Genomic DNA, 17,334 nt, shown 5'->3' on the forward strand with positions numbered 1-17,334 from the left:
ATTATTCCCTTTCATCAGCTATTACTTTATCAATTTAACTATTTATTCTACAACTTTTCCATCTATATATTCATATTCTGATATAATCTCTTTATCAGCATTTCTATATTTAGCATTACCATTTTTTAAACCATATTTATAGAAATACTCTTCCTCTTCTCCTGTAAAGTAAATATATCTTCCAGCTCCCTCTTTTACTCCATCTTCATAATTGTACTCCTCTATATCTCCATTTGAGTACATAAATTTAGCTGGTCCTTGTTTCTTATCATTTACATAAGTTATCTCTTCTATATCTCCATTTGAATATTCAATCTTAGCAAATCCTTGCTTTTTATCATTTACTAAATTATATTTTGCAACATCTCCAAACATATTTATATAAACTCCATTGTTACCTTCACCACTTATTGTATGACCTTTGTAGATCTCTTCACCATTTTTTCTTCCATTTATATAGCTATATTTTTCTACATTTCCATTTAAAAATTTAAATTTAGCAAATCCCTCTTTTATTCCATTAGTATAACTATACTCCTCTATATTTCCACTAGCATAGTTCATTTGAGCAACTCCATTTTTTTCTCCATCAATATAGTAGTATTCCTCTATGTTACCATTAGCAAACTTCATTTTAGCTAGACCTTGTTTAACTCCCTCTTTATATCTATACTCTTCTATTTTTCTATCATTATAAATAAATCTAGCATCTCCACTTTTCTCATTATTAGTATAATTGTACTCTTCTATATTACCATTAGTATAGATAAACTTTCCTGTCCCCTTCTCTTTGTTACTATATTTTTCCACATTTCCATTTATATAAGTATATGTAATATCTCCATCAATGTAATTTTCACCTTCATTGATCCCATAGTTATACTCTTTTTTATCTCCATTATAGTAAGTATATTTAGCTTTTCCGATTTTTAAACCTAAAGGTAAATGAGTTTCAACATTATCATTATCTACCTCAAAAACAACTGTATAGCTATACTCTTCAACATCTCCATTACAATAAATATATTTTGCTCCCCCCTCTTGAGAGTTGTTAATAGTGTTTATAACATAGTGTTCTACATCTCCATTTGGATAGATACGTTTAACATCTTTATGAATTGCATTATTAGAAGTATATTGCTCTTTTGCTATTATTTCATTATCGCTATCTAAATATGTAGCTTTTATCTCTCCAACTACAACACCATTTTTATAGTTATACTCCTCTATTTTTTTATCTACAATAAAATCACTAATTGGATAGATACGTCTAGCTGAACCATTTTTCACACCATTAATGTAATTATACTCTTCCTCTATAATCTCACTATTTATCAATTCATTTTGACAATAGAATTTAGCATAACCATCTTTTATTCCATTTCTATAACTATATTCCTCTTTTGCTCCATTAGAATATACAAAAATAGCAGGACCACTTTTAATCCCATCTCTATAATTAAATTCCTCTTTATTTCCATTAGCATAAGTATAAATAGCTGAGCCATTTTTTGCTCCATTCATATATGAAAATCTCTCTACATCTCCATTTCTATGGGTAAATATTGCAGCTCCATTTTTTACACCATGATTATATTGAAACTCTTCTACATCATTAAAATAAGTTATATATTTTCCAGCACCATCTTGTCTACCATTAACATAGTTATACTCTTTAATATCCCCATTTGTATATTTTAATTTTGCTACTCCATGTTTCTTCCCATCTCTATAATTAAACTCCTCTACATCTCCATTTGCAAAGGTATATGTTGCTTCTCCCTCTTTTGCATTATCTTTATAATTATAAACTTCAATATCTCCATTTGTATGAATGTATTTTGCTGAACCATTTCTCTTTTTTCCAATATAGTTGCACTCTTCTATATCTCCATTTTCATAATGATAAGTAGTTGGTCCTTCTTTCATTTTATCTGCAATAAATTTTAAAATATTAAATTTTTCCTCTATATCTCCATTTATATAATTATACTCTTTTATCTTTCCTTCAGCTGTTACAAGTTGAGCTATTCCTTCTTTTTTACCATTTATATATGTTGAAGTTTCTACATCTCCATTTTTAAATATCATTTTAGCTAAACCATCTTTCTTTCCATTCAAATAATTATATTCCTCTATATTACCTGATTTGAAAATAAATTTAGCTGAGCCATTTTTTAAATCATTTTTATAATTAACCTCTTCTATATTTCCATTTATAAAGAAGTTCTTTCCTATTCCCTCTTTTACTCCATCTACATATGAATACTCTTTTCTATCTCCAGTTGGATAAAAGAATTTAGCTGTTCCCTCTTTTTTACTTCCATTTTTAGTATGTCCATAGCTATACTCTTCTCTCCATCCATTAGAATAAGTATATTTAGCTTCTCCTACTTTATCATTTCCATAAATACTAGTATCATATGAATACTCTTCTACATCTCCATTTATGAAAATATGTTTAGTCAACCCTTTTTTCTCTCCATTAATATAAGAATATTTTTCTATACTTTTATCCTTTGAATCTGTATATTTAGCCAACCCTTCTTTCTTTCCATTTACGTAGTTATACTCTTCTATATTTCCGAAAGAATCTATTGTTTTAGCAGGACCACCTTTAACTCCATTTACATATGAAAATTCCTCTACTATCTCATTTCCATCTATATTCTTTTTACTTTTAGCAAGTCCATGCTTTTCTCCATTAATATACTCAAATTCTTCTCTATAATCAAAAGAGTCAATAGTTGCTTTACCTTGTTTAACATTATCTATATATGTAAAACTTTCTATTATTTCATTTCCATCTAACTCTCTTTTTATTTTGGCAGCTCCCTGTTTTTTCCCCTTTATATAACTGTACTCCTCTATATTTCCATTAAAATATTTACGGATAGCTCTTCCTTCTGGAAGATCATCTTTATATTCAAACTCAATTATATCTCCATCATTACGTATAAAAGTTGCTCTTCCTTGCTTCATACCATTATAATAATTGTATTTTAAAACTCCTTCAGAAAAAGTATATTCTGCTTCTCCATATTTAATATCATTTAAATATGAAAATTTCTCGTTACACTCTTTTCCTTCACTTTGAGCCAAACCATTTTTTTGTCCATTAATATAGGTATAAGTTGCTTTATATATACCATTTTCTGTTGGATCAAGATAAGTTATTGTAGCTTTTCCCTCTCTTATTCCAGCTACATACTTAAACTCCTCTACATCTCCATTTGGATATGTACGTTTAGCCTCTCCATTCTTCTTTCCATCTTTTAAATAGAATTCCTCTTTTGATCCATCATCAAGATACTCTTTTTGAATTCCAGGCTTTTCATTAGATTTCTCCAATTTTGTTTCATTTACCTTTTCAGAATTTTGAGAGTCACACCCATAAAAAAGAGTACTTCCTGCTATTAAAATCCCTATTACAGTTAAAATCTTACACCTATTTTTCATACTTTCCCTCTTCCCCTTGTTTTTTCTTAAATTATACCACAAAAAAAATTTTTATATAAATGAAAAATAATGAGTTTTATCCCTATTTTTTTATATGATAGATTACAATAAAAAAAGAGCATTGAACTTGTTTTAAACAATTTTCAATACTCTCTAATCAAAATATTTATCTTCTCTTTCCACACTGTTTAAGAATGCTCTTAAAATTCAAAGCAAATGTTATTGATGCTACAACAACAGAAGTTATATCTGCCATAGGCTCTGCATAGTAAATACCCTTTACCCCCATAAATCTAGGTAAGATTATTGCCAAAGGAACAAGTAGTATAACTTTTCTTAAAAGAGCAATGAAAATTGAGAATTTTGCTTGCCCCATAGCTAAGAAAGTTACTTGTATAGATTGTTGAATTCCAAAGATACACATTCCCAAAGTAAATATTGGCATCATTCTTGAGGTAAGTTCCACTAACTCCTCTGATTCTGTAAACATCTTCACATAGAAACTTGGAAACAACACTGCTATTCCACCCATAAACATTGTTGCTATTAAGCAAACTACCAACAATGTTTTAAAAGTTTTAACAACCCTCTCTCTATTTCCAGCCCCAAAATTATAACTAATAATTGGTTGTACCCCTTGTGCTATCCCTGAAACAGGAACAAATATCAGCTGCAATACACTTGTTAAAATAGACATAGATCCAACATATAGATCGCCACCATACTTTTGTAATCCTGAGTTAAGAGTCAATAAAACTAAACTCTCTGTACTTTGCATTATAAATGGAGAACAACCTAAAGAACCTATCTTTTTTACAAATTGCATATCAAGTTTTAGATTTTCTCTCTTTATTTTTAAGCTACTCTTCTTTGAAATTAAAAAATTAACTACCCATATAGCACTAAAAGCTTGAGATATAATTGTAGCTAAGGCAGCTCCTTTAACTCCCATATTCATAACAAATATAAAGATAGGATCTAAAATAATATTTGTAACTGCTCCAATTAAAACTGAAAACATTGCTATCTTTGCATTTCCCTGTCCACTAATAAAAGTATTTAGCCCTAGAGATAACATTACAAAGATAGTTCCACAAAGATAAAGCCCAATATAATCTTGAGCAAAACCTATAACATTATCACTAGCTCCAAAAGCATAAAGTAGTGGTGTTTTTAATATTTGAAATATTAAAGTTAAAGATATAGAAAACACAAGTAAAAGTGCTGTACTACTCCCTAAAACTTTTTCTGCTTTCTCTTGATCCTTTGCTCCTAATAGAATAGATGCCAATGGTGCTCCCCCTTGTCCAGCAAAAGCACTAAAAGCTGATACTACCATAATTATAGGAAATGTAACTCCCACTCCAGTAAGTGCCAAAGATCCTATATCTTTTATGTGCCCAATATATATTCTATCAACAATGTTGTAGAGTACATTTATTAATTGAGCTAAAACTGAGGGGATTGCCATTGTAAAAAATAGTTTTCTCAATGGCTCTTTCCCTAGTTTTTCTGATTGTTGATTTTCTGCCAGTTTTTCCCTCTCTTTTCAATTTTTCTTTCAATTATATCATATTTTTAGAGGGAAAAATCAGTTAACTAACACTTTTTTATTAAAAATACTAAATTGTTTTTTTATTTGAGTCAACTTCGATTTCAAATTGTTGACTTAAAGTTGTAACTAAACTTGTCTTTGTTATAAGTCCTTTTAATATTCCATTGCTATCAATTACAGGTAGGCTCGAAAGATTTTTCTCATTTACATCTTTAAGTATATCAACTATTGATTTATCAGGATAAGTAACTGCTCTAGGTTGTTCCATTATCTCTTTTACACTTTTATAGTGATCTTTCTCTTTTTGAATCATCTTTCCTGTGATAATACCATTGAATTTTCTCTTTCTATCAACTACAAGAAGTGTATCAACTCTCTCATATCTCATCTTCTTAATACATTTTAAAAGAGAGATTTCCTGAGAGCAAGTAATAGGATTTTCTATCATAATATCCTTTACCTTTATATATTCAGGGGATGACCAAATTCTATTTTTACCAACAAAATCACTTACAAACTCATTGGCAGGATTTTTAAGTATTGTCTCTGGGTCATCATATTGAATTATTCTACCTTTTCCCATTATACATATCTTATCAGCTATTTTTATTGCCTCATCCATATCATGAGTTACAAAAATAATTGTCTTTTTAAATTGTGTTTGAATATTTAAAAGTTCATCTTGAAGTTGTGAACGAGTTATTGGGTCAAGAGCTGAAAATGGCTCATCCATAAGAATAATATCTGGATTTGTAATCAATGCTCTTGCTATTCCTACCCTCTGTTGTTGCCCTCCAGAGAGTTCTGCTGGATATCTCTTAGCAAACTTTTCATAATCAAGCCCCACCATCTCCATTAACTCTCTTGTCTTTTCTTCAATCTCTTTAGAGCTCATCTTTTGCATTTTAGCAACGATCTCTATATTCTCTTTAATTGTCATATGTGGAAAAAGTCCAGTCTGTTGAATAACATATCCGATATTTCTTCTCAACTCTATCACATTTTTATTTGAAATATCCTCACCATTTATAAGAACCTGCCCTGATGTTGGCTTTATAAGCCTATTTATCATCTTAACTGTTGTTGTTTTTCCACAACCACTAGGTCCTACAAATACAATTATATTCCCTTTTTCAAGTTTTAAATTTATATCATATAGAACTATATTATTTTTAAATATCTTATTTATTCCTTTAAACTCTATCATTTTAACCTCCTATTTTTCTAAGCTAATTAAACCTTGCTCAACTAAAAATTTCTTTGCTACATCTTTAGGATCTTTCTTTAACACATCAACTTGGTAATTAAGTTCACGCATTACTTCATCTGTCATAATATCTTTTAAAGAATCAGTTATTCCTGAAAGTTCTGGATATTTTTCAAGAGTTTCTACTTTTGCAACAGGCACTGCATGATAAGGTAAGAAAAATTCCTTGTCATCTTCTAAAATTGTAAGGTCATAAGTTTTAATTAATCCATCTGTTGAAAAGGCATCAATTACATCACTTTCCTTTGCAACTAAAGCTTGATAACGAGGTGCTCCATCTATTGAAATAACATCTTTAAATTTAAGCCCCTCATATCTACCTTGCAATCCTGAAAGTCCGTCATGCTTATTTGCAAACTCCAATGTAGGAGAGATAATCATATTTTTACTAACTTTTTTCAAATCACTTATTGTTTTTAAATTATATTTTTCTGCTGTATCCTTTCTTACTGCAAGTCTATAAGTGTTATTAAATGCCCATTCCTCTCCAACATTTACACCAAACTTTTCCTTTATCTCCTTTTGAGAGATTTCAAATACCTCCCTTGAAGTTACTTGAGATTCAAGAGGATTATGTTTAAGCATATCTGAATAAAGAGTTCCTGTATACTCCATATAGATATCAACTTCTCCAGCTTTTAAAGCTCCAAAAGCAACTTGTGTTCCTCCAAGAGCTAGTTTTCTTTCAACCTTATAATCTGTTTTCTCCTCAATTAGATCTGCTAAGATATTTCCTATAATCTCTTGTTCTGTATAGTCTTTACTTGCTACAACTATGGTTTTGTTATTTGTTGTAAACTTGCTAATTCCTGCATTTATAAAAGTATATAGTGTAAGAATTAAAACTGTTGCCATAACACCTTTTTGAAATAGACGCCCTTTTTTACTGCTTTTATTCTTTAGATTTATTCCTTCAGGAACAACTGCTTTTTCAATAATAGATGCTAGCAAATCAATAAACAGTGCTAATAAACAAGCTGGAATTGCCCCTGCCAATATTTGAAAATTATTTGCTGTTCTTATTCCTGAGAAAACAAGGTAACCTAAACCTCCTGCTCCAATAAATGCTGCCATTGTCATAAGTCCAACTGCTGTAACTGCTGATATTCTCACTCCTGCCATTATTACAGGAAGTGCCATAGGAATCTGTACTTTAAATAAAATTTGAAATTTTGTCATTCCTATTCCCTCTGCTGCCTCTATAACTTGTGGATTTATTCCTGAAATACTTGTAAATGTATTTTTTATTATTGGGAGTAGAGAGTATAGAACTACCATAAATACAGATGGAATTACTCCTATTCCTAAAAATGGTATCAAGAATCCTAAAAGAGCCATACTTGGCACAGCTTGAATAACATTTGCCAGTATCATTATAGGTTTATTTACCTTTGAAAAATGACTGATTAATATTCCTAAAGGTACTCCTATTAATATTGCTAAACTTACTGAAAGAATTGTCAAATTCACATGTTCAACAAGAAGTGTCAATATCTGCTCTCTGTTTGCTATTAAATAATTTAAAAAATTCATACATTTGCCTCCTTTTATTTTTCCCTATTTTTGGGTATAAAAAAAACACCATGAAAAGTCATGATGTCTATTAATCAAAAATTACAAAAAATATAAAAACATGGCTTCTCAATCAACGCTGACGAGGTTAGCTGACGGGCTCGGACTGAAAGAGTTGTCCTATTCTCAAATGAGAAATACGCCCCAAAAGGTGGGTCCCCCGCTTTATTTTTAAAATAAATTAAGCGATTTCGTATTTTTTGAAAATTATAACACTAATATTTCAAAAAAGCAAATTTATTTTTATTTTTTACATTTTCTTAACATATATTGTTTATCTTTCATTTTTTAATTATCATTCTTTTTACTTTATAAAAATAGCTCAGGCTCTCTTCTAATTTTTCCATACTCATCTTCAAGCTCATGTTGATGATATAAATAATTTTCATCATCATAATATTTAGCTCCAGTTGGGCATCTTTTTACACATGCACAGCACTTCATACAAATTCCAAAAACATCACTTGGGTCATCAACATTTATTGAGCCTAAAGGGCAAATTGCAATACATAATCCACATCTATCACAAAGATTCATATCTGTTTTTGGTTTAACTTTTCTAATATCTATGGGGTTACCCTTTGAATCTCTTGGTTGATAATAAAAACGAAGTGGAGTTTCTCCTTTTACTTCAACTAATTTTTCTGGATCAAAATCCTTTTCTATAATTTTTTCAACTATCTGCTCAGCAAAATTAGAGGCAATCTCCATATCTTTAATATCTGGTCTCCCAGCTCCCAATATTTTTGAAAATGAATGTTCCCCTATAAAAGCTCCCCCTGCAATTGGTTTCATATTTTTATCTTTTAAAATATCTCTAAGTTCTATTAGAGCATCATCAAAATTTCTATTTCCATATAGAACCACTGGTACAGCTAAAGCTCCATTTCCCTTTAAAATGCCTAAATATTTTAAAAGCAAATTAGGAACTCTTCCTGCTATAACTGGTGTACCAAAAACTACTAATTCTTCTTCTGTAAAACTTTTTTCTATCTCTCTTGTTTTTGGCAAACTAAAATTGTAACTTTCATACTCCACTCCTAATTTTTCAGCAATCTTTTTACCTATATGTGTTACAATTTTTTCTGTTGTCCCTGTTCCTGTAAAATACATACCCCAAATCTTTTTTATCATATGCTCTCCTTATCTTTATTTTTTTAAATCCTCTTCTCCCTTTGAAATCTTTTCAATAGTATCTTTTCTAATCTCCTCTCTTAATGCAGACATATACTCTGAAAAAGTTACTCTATCATTTGCATAAGTTAGATTTAGATCAAATTCATTTTCAGACCATGTTGAAATATCTGAAAAATTATGTTGTATTACAGCTTCTAAACTATCAATCGCCTTATAGATTTTAGCCTCTAAAGTTTTTCTCTCTTTCATCTCCTTGTATAAACTTAACATCTCATCTCTAGTATTTTTAGGTAGAGATTCAACCCAATTATTGAGAAGATTTTCCTCTGAAACCTCATGATCTTTTGTTTTTAAAAAAGTTGGAATATCTCCAGTAAAACACTCACCTAAATCATGTATAATACACATTTGAATTACCTTATTAATATCTGCCTCAGGAAACTCATTTTTCATAAAAAATGCCATTAAAGTCATTTGCCAACTATGTTCAGCAACACTTTCATGTCTCCCCTTTGATGTATAACAATGTCTTGTTGTATCTTTTAATCTCTCTGCTATGGTCAATGCTTGTAATAGTTCTCTTGGACTCATTATATCTCTCCTTTACTTGTAAATTGTTATATATATTATAAGATATAGCAGGTTAAAATTATAGTTTTTTATCAAAAAAATTAATATAAATATAATAAAAATTTTATCAAATAAAATATTGTTAAAAACATTTTTTTATATTATACTTATATTAACTAAAATCATTAAATATTTTAAACTCTGTAATAGAGAGGTGATGCTTATGACATTAATTGTTTTTTGATAGATCAAAGAGCTATTTTGTCATGAGCATTTTTTTATACAAAAATTTCAGGAAAAGGATGATAGTTATGAGCAATCCAATCAGTGATTTATATATAAAGTTTATGGAAAATGCAGACCCTTATTTAAGAAGATACCCATATCTTATAGGAGTGATAGGAGGAGGTTTATTTTTCTTTGGAGCGATTTTTAATTGGAAATGGATTTGTAATCCTACAGGTTCAAAAAGATTTATGAGAACTGTATATGAAATTTTTGGTGAGAGAGGTTTTAGATTTTTTACAGGAGTGTTTGGAGCTATAATAGTGATTTTTTCTTTATCTTTATGGTTAAAAAATTAAGGAGGTCAATATGAATTTAAAATACAGATGCCCAGAATGTGGAACACCTTTAGGTTTTGAAGGTTTATGTTGGAGATGTAGAGCTAAGAAACACAGAGATGAAGTTGATAATTGGAATGATAAAGAGATAGAAGAAAAGATAAATCAAGTGATAAAAAAATTAAAAGTTTCAACAGAAGATAACTTTTATAAAACTGATGAGCGTGATATTTTTCAAGATTTGATGACAAAGGGAATATATGTAGAAGAATTTTCTAAAATAGCTTGTGAAAGAGAGATTTTTTATCCAAGTGAACTATATTATAAAGCAAGTGATGAAGTAAGAGATAAATTAATAGAAAAAATTTTAAATACAAAATCTTCTGATGAGGGAAGTTGCCTTTTACAATGCCTTGCTATGATAGGAGATAAAAAATCACAAGATACTTTATATGAATTAAAAATAAATCCTAGACCTTGGAGAAAAAAACTTTATGTAGATTCAGATATTTATGCTGAAGAAGGTGGTTGGACTTTTGACAGTGATAATAACTATATAAAACTTAATTATGATAAATGTTTCTCTTTTGAAAAGGGAGAGAAAAAAGATGAGAATGGAACTTTTATTGCTAGAAAAAGAGGGGAAAAATGTCCACACTGTGGTGGAGAGATAATAGATATTCTAGTGATAGATGGAAGAGATGAAAGATTTTCATTTTTAGGTTTAGATGGAATTATCACTACAAGTTGTTGTCCTAACTGTGTAACTTTAAGCGAAGGGATTTCAAATAGATTTAATCTTGATGGAACAAATGAGATCTTAGAATATGAGGGAGAAGAGGAAAATTATTTTAGAGATGAGATAATAGATGAGATGGTAAATAATAATTTTGTTGTTTCTGCTAAAGAAAAACCACTATTTTATGGTGCATTTACAGATGATGTAAATACAATCGGTGGATTTGCTAGTTGGGTGCAAGATTGGGAGTATAGAGAGTGTCCAGAGTGTGGAAAGAAGATGAAGTATCTTGCTCAAATACATTGGGATACTATAATGGATAGTGCAGAGGGAACTTTATATATAGAGATATGTCCAGAGTGTAAGATAATTACTATGTTTCATCAACAAACTTAATTTTTAAGGAAACAGTGATAATATGAAAAACTTTGATATAGTGGCTCTTGTGTGTAGAGCAATCGTCATTTATATGATAATCGGCTGTACAATTTTTATTTTAAAACAACTTAAATATAATCTAAAATTTACAGTGATTATCTTTATATCAGTAGTAATTGGTTTAGGACTTATCTGCCTTTACAATTACTTTAAAAATTTTTAAAGTGGAGGTGCAATATGATTAATTTAAAAAAGAACAATTCTCTTGTTAGAAAAATAGGTTTTCTCTTTATTCTTGCTATTTTATTACAAATACCTATATTTTTTATTCATACAATAGTTGATGATAGAGGTTACTCATACAATAATATGGTAGAAGAGATTGGAAATGAGTGGGGAAGAAAACAAACTATTGCAGGAGTTTTTCTTACAATTCCCTTTGATGATAGTGAAACATATTATGATAATTCAGGAAAAGAGGCAAAAAGAAAGATTACAAAAAATTTGGTAATTCTTCCTGATGATTTAAAAGTAAAGGTTTATTTAAAAGATGAAATTAGAGAAAGGGGAATTTATAAGACAACTGTATACAATGGAGATATTATTTTAGAGGGTAGTTTTCCAAGTATAAGAAATTCTGTCCCTGCCAATATTTTTCCATACAATATTGGTATTGGGCTTGGGATAACTGATACAAAATCTATTATGAAAGTTGAGGAATTTATAGTTGAGGGGGAAAATATAGAGCTTGAATCAGGAACAGGAGTTACACAACAGGGGATAAATACTGGAATTTCAGGGACTATAAGACAAAATCTAAATCAAAAAGAGAAGATAAATTTCTCTGTAAAATTAAGCTTAAGAGGTAATGAGGGAATAAATATTCTTCCATTTGGAAAAAATAACCATTTTGAAGTAAGTTCATCTTGGAAAGCTCCAAAGTTTTATGGAATTTTACCAAGTGCAAAGGTAATTGATGAAAATGGATTTAAAGCAGAATGGGAAGTTTCTTCCTTTGTAAGAAATTATAAGCAAAGTTTTGTAGATGGGTTCTATGATATTACAGAGGGAAAAATCGGAGTAGATTTATATGAGGGGGTAACTCATTACAGGCAAGTTATGAGAGCTGTAAAATATAGTATGTTATTTATACTTTTGAGCCTTTTTGTAGTATATATTTTTGAGGTAACAAGCAAAAGATTTACCCACTATGTTCAATATGGAGTGGTGGGATTCTCACTTACAATGTTTTATTTAGTTTTACTTTCAATGTCAGAATATTTTAGCTTTAACTTAGCTTATATCATAGCCACTTTGATGGTGGTAATTCCAAACTCATTGTATATAAAAGCTGTAACTAAAAACAGTAAATATGGAGTTGGAATGTTAGTATTTTTATCTGGAATCTATGCTGTATTGTATTCTATTTTGAAGATGGAGCAATATGCACTTATAACAGGAACACTTTTATTGATGTTAGTTCTTTATGTAATGATGTATATTACTAGAAATATTGAGGTTTTAAAGGAGGATTAAAGTATGGCAAAGAAAAAATTAAGTGAAGAAGAAGTAAAATTCAACAATGAAATCAAAAAAATTGTTTTAGATATTTTAGAAAAAAATAAAAAGCCTATGATTGAGATTAGTTTATCAGATGAGAAACCAAATCTATTCCAAAGTAAATTTGGTGGAGTTCCATACTTACCTAAAGATAAAGAAGTGCCTAAAAATAAAGAAAATGAGCAACTTACTTTACTTGCTCAAATAAATATAGATGAGTTGCCAGAGAATAATATCTATCCTATTGAAGAGGGAATGTTACAATTTTGGATATTAAATGATGATGTACTTGGACTTGATTATGATACAAATTTAGGTGATGGGTATAAAATTATTTACTACAAAGATATTGATAAAAGTGTAACAGAGGAAGAAATTTTAGAAAAATATAAACCTTACAAAGATGAAGATAGTTATTTTCCAGTAGAGGGAGAATTCTCTTTAAGCTTTAAATTGACAGATGGATATTTTTCAGATAGTAATGATGATTTTAGAGAGATAGTAGATAGAGAGATGAAAAAATTTTATGATGAAAATAAAGAGAAATATAGTAATATATTAAAAATATATGATAAGGAAAATCAATTAAATTACTGGGAGATATGGGATATTTTAGAAGAAGATAAGGAAATTGGAGAAAAATTATTTGGAGCAGGACATAAGATAGGTGGATTCCCTGATTTTACTCAATCTGATATTAGAGAAGTCGGAGATTATGAGATACTACTACTTCAAATAGATAGTGATAGAACAGAGAAAAATGAGATTATGTGGGGAGATTGTGGAATTGCTAATTTCTTTATAAGGGAAAAAGATTTAAAAGAGCTTAATTTTGATAAAGCAATATATAATTGGGATTGTTGTTAAGGAGGTATATTATGTTAAAAATTGAAGATATTTTAAGAGAAGATTTTGATTGGGAAAATATAGAAATTGATGAAGATGAGTTTGATGAATTAGAAACAGCTTTAATTATAGATTACTTAAAGAAAAACTCTCCAAAAGAGAGACAACTTTTAGCAATAGATTGGAATTTTGATAATTCTAAAGAAGTTATTAAATGGATAGCAGAACAACCAGATACTGACAAGGGAACAGCTTTATTTTTATATTGGTATATGAATCCTCAATTCTTTAAAAAATATAAAGATAGAGAAGAATGTGAAGAGGAGAGTGATTGGGTTTTAGAAGATTATGATATTGTGGAAACTCTTGAGAAAAATTATATTTCAGGATTTTATAAAAATCAAAAATATGCTTTTAATCCTAAAAATGATGTATATTCTGGCTATGATTGGATAAAGGAAGTTGATGAAGATGAGATGAAAGCTGAGATACCAAAAAAGATGTATATAGCTTTAGAAGGAGAAGTTTTAGAAAGTCCAGGTTGGGGAGAAGGAATACCTGATGAAATTATTCCTATTTTTGATAAACTTTGCGAAGCATTAGATGAAGAGTAGGAGGTAAATTATGAAAAAATTAAATTCTGATTTTGTTTATTTGAAAGATATGTATAATGATGATTATTATCCAAGATTTTTAGTAGATAAAGTAAAAGATTGTATAGTGGAAGTAGTTGAGTTTTTAGAAAAGGAAGAATATGAGGATTTAGAAGAAGTCCAAGAAAAACTTGATGAGATGACAGAAAAAATTAATGATTTGCAAGATGAGTTTGATGAAAATGATAGTGAGATTGAAACAGTGGCAAGAGATAGTATTGGGGTAACTGTTGAAGATATACTTGATTATTTTGGAATAGATATTGATATAGAGGAAGCAATAAGGGAAAGAGATTGGTAAAATTAAATAAAACTTAAAAAGAGGTGATGCTTATGACATAAATTGTTTTTTGAAAATTCAAGAAATGGTTTTGTCATAAGCAGTTTTTATATTTTATAAAAGGTGGTTATATGGAAAGATATAATTTATCAGCAGAGCATCTAGTTAAACTATTATATAGAAAAAAGATTAATAGGGTAACTACCACAAACTCAGAAAACTTTTTTAATAGCCCTATTTTTGCAGAAGTCTTTGGAAATAATTCTTCAAATAATAATTATAAAATAAGTTGGGAAGAGATAAACAGAACAGAAATCAGATTAAAAACCAATCTTCCTAAAGTTTTAAGAAGATATTATCATGAGTGTGGAGATTTTGATATAAATAGATGTTTAAGTAGTATTTTAAATTTAGATGAGATTGGATTTTCTCATGATTGGGAAAGAGAAGCTTTAGAGGATGATGAAACTCCTAAAGATGAGATAGAAAAAACATTAAAAGAGATAGATAATTTTTTAATATTTTGGACAGAAAATCAAGGTGTATGGAATGCAGGAATAAAAAAAGAGGATCTATCTTTGGAAAATCCCCCTGTATATATGACAACTAATGATGATTTATATTCTTGGGAAAAAGTAACAGATGATATTGATACTTTTATAATAGTACAAATCTTAGATAATTTGGAAAGCAGTGGATTTTATTTTTTAACTTTTGATAGTGAAGAGATAGATTATCTTTTACTAGATAAAAAAATCTCAAAAGATGAACTGTTAAAAAATCCATTTAAGATAAAAGAGAGAAATTTAAAGTTTCCCATTTATTTAAACTATGATTATAAAGGAGATAAAATCTATATTTTCCAAATGAAAGATGATAAGTTTGAGAAATGCTTTTTAATAAAGCCAAGTGTAAAAAAAGATGAAACTTCTTATGCTGATAAAATTTTATTAAAAATAGCTGAGATTTTATCTTTTAATGATAGAGAGGTAGTAAAAAAACTAGAAATTATTCTTGAAGACTTTTGCAATTATCTAAGAAATAATATAAATTTCAGATATAATGATAATGAGATAAATGCCCTTTCTAATAGAGAAAAGATTGAATTAAAAGTTGTAGCTATGGTTTGGCTTTTGAGTGAAAGTGGATATATTTGCTATCTTGATTGGAAATGTGAACTAGAAGATTTTCAAATGATTTTTAATGTGATGAAAAAAGTTGGTATAGATGAAAATATCTGTAATATTGAAGATTTAATCCTTGATGAAGATGATGATATAGAGGTTTGGAGTGAAGAGTTTAATAAAGTATTCAGTAAAAAAGATATTTTCATTGGTAATATAGATACTAACTCTGATAGCTACTCTATTTTTCCTGTAAATAAAGAGAATTTTAAAAAATTAAGAGAATTAGGAAATAGAATTAATATGAAGATAGATTTTTTAAATTATTCAGAGGAGGAAAAAACTATGTGGCAGGAGATGTATGAGAGAAATAAAGAGAAATTTAGATGTAAAGTAGATTTAGAAAGTTATTTTATTGAAAAGAAGATAGGAAAAATGGAAGTTGATACTTTAGATATTGAAGAAGTTAATCTGCCTACTGGGGAAATTTTAGCTTGTGATCCATTAGTAGAACTTGGAGAGGTAAGAACATATCTTCAAAAAACTCCTCTTGGAAAATTTCCTGTAAAAATAGCTGTGGTATTAAGTGAAGATTATGGAGATAGATATGCTTGTGTAAAAGTTGAATTTAGTAAAAATAAACCAATAGTTTATGAATTAGCTGTCACAAGAACTGAAGAAGGAATGGACGAGGCTAAGGAAGATGAATATTATGGTTTTGGTGTAGATGCAGGAATGGGTTGTGTAGCAGATAAAAAAGCTCAAGAGGAATATTCAAAATATTGGAAAAAACTTGAAGAGGAAGGGGCAGACAATCCTTATGATGATATTTTTGAAGAACTGTTAGAAGAAAGTTTTAAAAAATTCCCTAAATATCAAAGAGATGGTGGAGATTGGGCTAATTTTATAATTCCTGACAGTGATTTAAATATCCCTGTTTTTGCTTCAGGTTGGGGAGATGGGGTATATCCTTGTTATTTTGGATATGATGAAAAAGGAGAACTTTGTGGATTCTATATTCACTTTATAGATATTGAAAGAGAGTATTCTGACGAAGAGGAGGAATAATTATGTTAGATAAATTATGTGAAAGAAAAGCTGGTTATCTAAGTTTTTGGGTAGGAAATTTTGAAAATATAGAAGATTTTTATAAATATATTCAATCATTTTACTGTATCTTTGAGGAAGATGAAGAGGAAGAAGAGTACAATCCTGAATATAATTTTTTAGAAAAAGATTTTAACAAAGAGTTAGAAAAAATATTTTCAGTGAATAAAAATTGGAGAAAAGATTTTGAAGAGATGTTTGAAGAATATTTTAATAGATTTGAATATGATTTTGGAGTAACATTTGATGAAGATTTTCAAATATGTGGAAATAGTGAAGAGCCAACTGATGAACTAGAAGTCTTATTTAAAGAATGGAAAGATTTAATAGAGCCTGTGAAGAAATTTTTAGGAAAAGACAGATTTGATAAAAAGTATAATTGTTTCTTTGGAATACCCTCTTGTAAATATGGAGGAGCTGTGAAAAAAATCTCTAATGAATGGGGAGAACTTGAGTTTTTAGGAAATGTAGAGGAAGATTTTTATTCAAATGATATAGCTGAAGAATATAATTCTTAATAAAAG

Annotated in this window: 14 protein-coding genes; 8 read left to right on the forward strand and 6 right to left on the reverse strand. The window is 28.9% G+C overall.

Annotated features, from left to right (window positions below; genetic code table 11):
- Positions 1-42 precede the first annotated feature (42 nt).
- The 6 genes from I6E31_00215 to I6E31_00240 form a co-directional block, all read right to left on the reverse strand.
- Complete coding sequence (locus I6E31_00215) at positions 43-3,459, reverse strand: hypothetical protein (GenBank protein ID MCF2638386.1); 3,417 nt, start codon at positions 3,457-3,459, stop codon at positions 43-45.
- A 166-nt stretch (positions 3,460-3,625) separates the two neighbouring features.
- Complete coding sequence (locus I6E31_00220; GenBank protein ID MCF2638387.1) at positions 3,626-4,930, reverse strand: MATE family efflux transporter; 1,305 nt, start codon at positions 4,928-4,930, stop codon at positions 3,626-3,628.
- A gap of 151 nt (positions 4,931-5,081) precedes the next feature.
- Entirely contained in the window at positions 5,082-6,221 is a 1,140-nt protein-coding gene (locus I6E31_00225; protein MCF2638388.1) for an ABC transporter ATP-binding protein, read from the reverse strand.
- Between the two features lie 9 nt (positions 6,222-6,230).
- Positions 6,231-7,814, reverse strand: a complete 1,584-nt coding sequence (locus I6E31_00230) for an ABC transporter permease subunit (GenBank protein MCF2638389.1) — start codon at positions 7,812-7,814, stop codon at positions 6,231-6,233.
- A 348-nt stretch (positions 7,815-8,162) separates the two neighbouring features.
- Positions 8,163-8,987, reverse strand: a complete 825-nt coding sequence (locus I6E31_00235) for an EFR1 family ferrodoxin (protein ID MCF2638390.1) — start codon at positions 8,985-8,987, stop codon at positions 8,163-8,165.
- 15 nt (positions 8,988-9,002) lie between these two features.
- A complete protein-coding gene (locus tag I6E31_00240; GenBank protein MCF2638391.1) occupies positions 9,003-9,581 on the reverse strand; it encodes an HD domain-containing protein in 579 nt (192 codons plus the stop codon).
- A 290-nt stretch (positions 9,582-9,871) separates the two neighbouring features.
- Between I6E31_00240 and I6E31_00245 the strand changes: the two genes are divergently transcribed.
- The 8 genes from I6E31_00245 (at position 9,872) to I6E31_00280 (ending at position 17,328) form a co-directional block, all read left to right on the forward strand.
- A complete protein-coding gene (locus I6E31_00245) occupies positions 9,872-10,144 on the forward strand; it encodes an immunity 17 family protein (GenBank protein ID MCF2638392.1) in 273 nt (90 codons plus the stop codon).
- Positions 10,145-10,154: 10 nt separating this feature from the next.
- A complete protein-coding gene (locus I6E31_00250; GenBank protein ID MCF2638393.1) occupies positions 10,155-11,258 on the forward strand; it encodes a hypothetical protein in 1,104 nt (367 codons plus the stop codon).
- A gap of 219 nt (positions 11,259-11,477) precedes the next feature.
- Complete coding sequence (creD, locus tag I6E31_00255; protein ID MCF2638394.1) at positions 11,478-12,776, forward strand: cell envelope integrity protein CreD; 1,299 nt, start codon at positions 11,478-11,480, stop codon at positions 12,774-12,776.
- A 3-nt stretch (positions 12,777-12,779) separates the two neighbouring features.
- A complete protein-coding gene (locus I6E31_00260; protein ID MCF2638395.1) occupies positions 12,780-13,667 on the forward strand; it encodes a DUF1963 domain-containing protein in 888 nt (295 codons plus the stop codon).
- An 11-nt stretch (positions 13,668-13,678) separates the two neighbouring features.
- A complete protein-coding gene (locus tag I6E31_00265) occupies positions 13,679-14,260 on the forward strand; it encodes a DUF4274 domain-containing protein (protein ID MCF2638396.1) in 582 nt (193 codons plus the stop codon).
- Positions 14,261-14,267: 7 nt separating this feature from the next.
- The gene (locus tag I6E31_00270; protein ID MCF2638397.1) at positions 14,268-14,600 is read left to right on the forward strand and encodes a hypothetical protein; all 333 of its coding nucleotides are present in this window, start codon (positions 14,268-14,270) and stop codon (positions 14,598-14,600) included.
- A 1,538-nt stretch (positions 14,601-16,138) separates the two neighbouring features.
- Positions 16,139-16,771: a DUF4241 domain-containing protein gene (locus tag I6E31_00275; protein ID MCF2638398.1), complete on the forward strand. Its 633-nt coding sequence runs from the start codon at positions 16,139-16,141 to the stop codon at positions 16,769-16,771.
- A 2-nt stretch (positions 16,772-16,773) separates the two neighbouring features.
- Positions 16,774-17,328: a hypothetical protein gene (locus I6E31_00280; GenBank protein ID MCF2638399.1), complete on the forward strand. Its 555-nt coding sequence runs from the start codon at positions 16,774-16,776 to the stop codon at positions 17,326-17,328.
- Positions 17,329-17,334 lie beyond the last annotated feature (6 nt).

This window comes from Fusobacterium varium (genome assembly GCA_021531615.1).
Lineage (GTDB): Bacteria > Fusobacteriota > Fusobacteriia > Fusobacteriales > Fusobacteriaceae > Fusobacterium_A > Fusobacterium_A varium_C.

What these genes read in the sequence shown, in the direction of transcription:
- I6E31_00235 (MCF2638390.1), bottom strand. Translation starts at nt 8,987, where the DNA reads ATGATAAAAAAGATTTGGGGTATGTATTTTACAGGAACAGGGACAACA.
- I6E31_00275 (MCF2638398.1), top strand. Translation starts at nt 16,139, where the DNA reads ATGGAAGTTGATACTTTAGATATTGAAGAAGTTAATCTGCCTACTGGG.
- I6E31_00220 (MCF2638387.1), bottom strand. Translation starts at nt 4,930, where the DNA reads ATGGCAATCCCCTCAGTTTTAGCTCAATTAATAAATGTACTCTACAAC.
- creD (MCF2638394.1), top strand. Translation starts at nt 11,478, where the DNA reads ATGATTAATTTAAAAAAGAACAATTCTCTTGTTAGAAAAATAGGTTTT.
- I6E31_00265 (MCF2638396.1), top strand. Translation starts at nt 13,679, where the DNA reads ATGTTAAAAATTGAAGATATTTTAAGAGAAGATTTTGATTGGGAAAAT.
- I6E31_00260 (MCF2638395.1), top strand. Translation starts at nt 12,780, where the DNA reads ATGGCAAAGAAAAAATTAAGTGAAGAAGAAGTAAAATTCAACAATGAA.
- I6E31_00240 (MCF2638391.1), bottom strand. Translation starts at nt 9,581, where the DNA reads ATGAGTCCAAGAGAACTATTACAAGCATTGACCATAGCAGAGAGATTA.
- I6E31_00280 (MCF2638399.1), top strand. Translation starts at nt 16,774, where the DNA reads ATGTTAGATAAATTATGTGAAAGAAAAGCTGGTTATCTAAGTTTTTGG.
- I6E31_00225 (MCF2638388.1), bottom strand. Translation starts at nt 6,221, where the DNA reads ATGATAGAGTTTAAAGGAATAAATAAGATATTTAAAAATAATATAGTT.
- I6E31_00230 (MCF2638389.1), bottom strand. Translation starts at nt 7,814, where the DNA reads ATGAATTTTTTAAATTATTTAATAGCAAACAGAGAGCAGATATTGACA.
- I6E31_00245 (MCF2638392.1), top strand. Translation starts at nt 9,872, where the DNA reads ATGAGCAATCCAATCAGTGATTTATATATAAAGTTTATGGAAAATGCA.
- I6E31_00250 (MCF2638393.1), top strand. Translation starts at nt 10,155, where the DNA reads ATGAATTTAAAATACAGATGCCCAGAATGTGGAACACCTTTAGGTTTT.
- I6E31_00215 (MCF2638386.1), bottom strand. Translation starts at nt 3,459, where the DNA reads ATGAAAAATAGGTGTAAGATTTTAACTGTAATAGGGATTTTAATAGCA.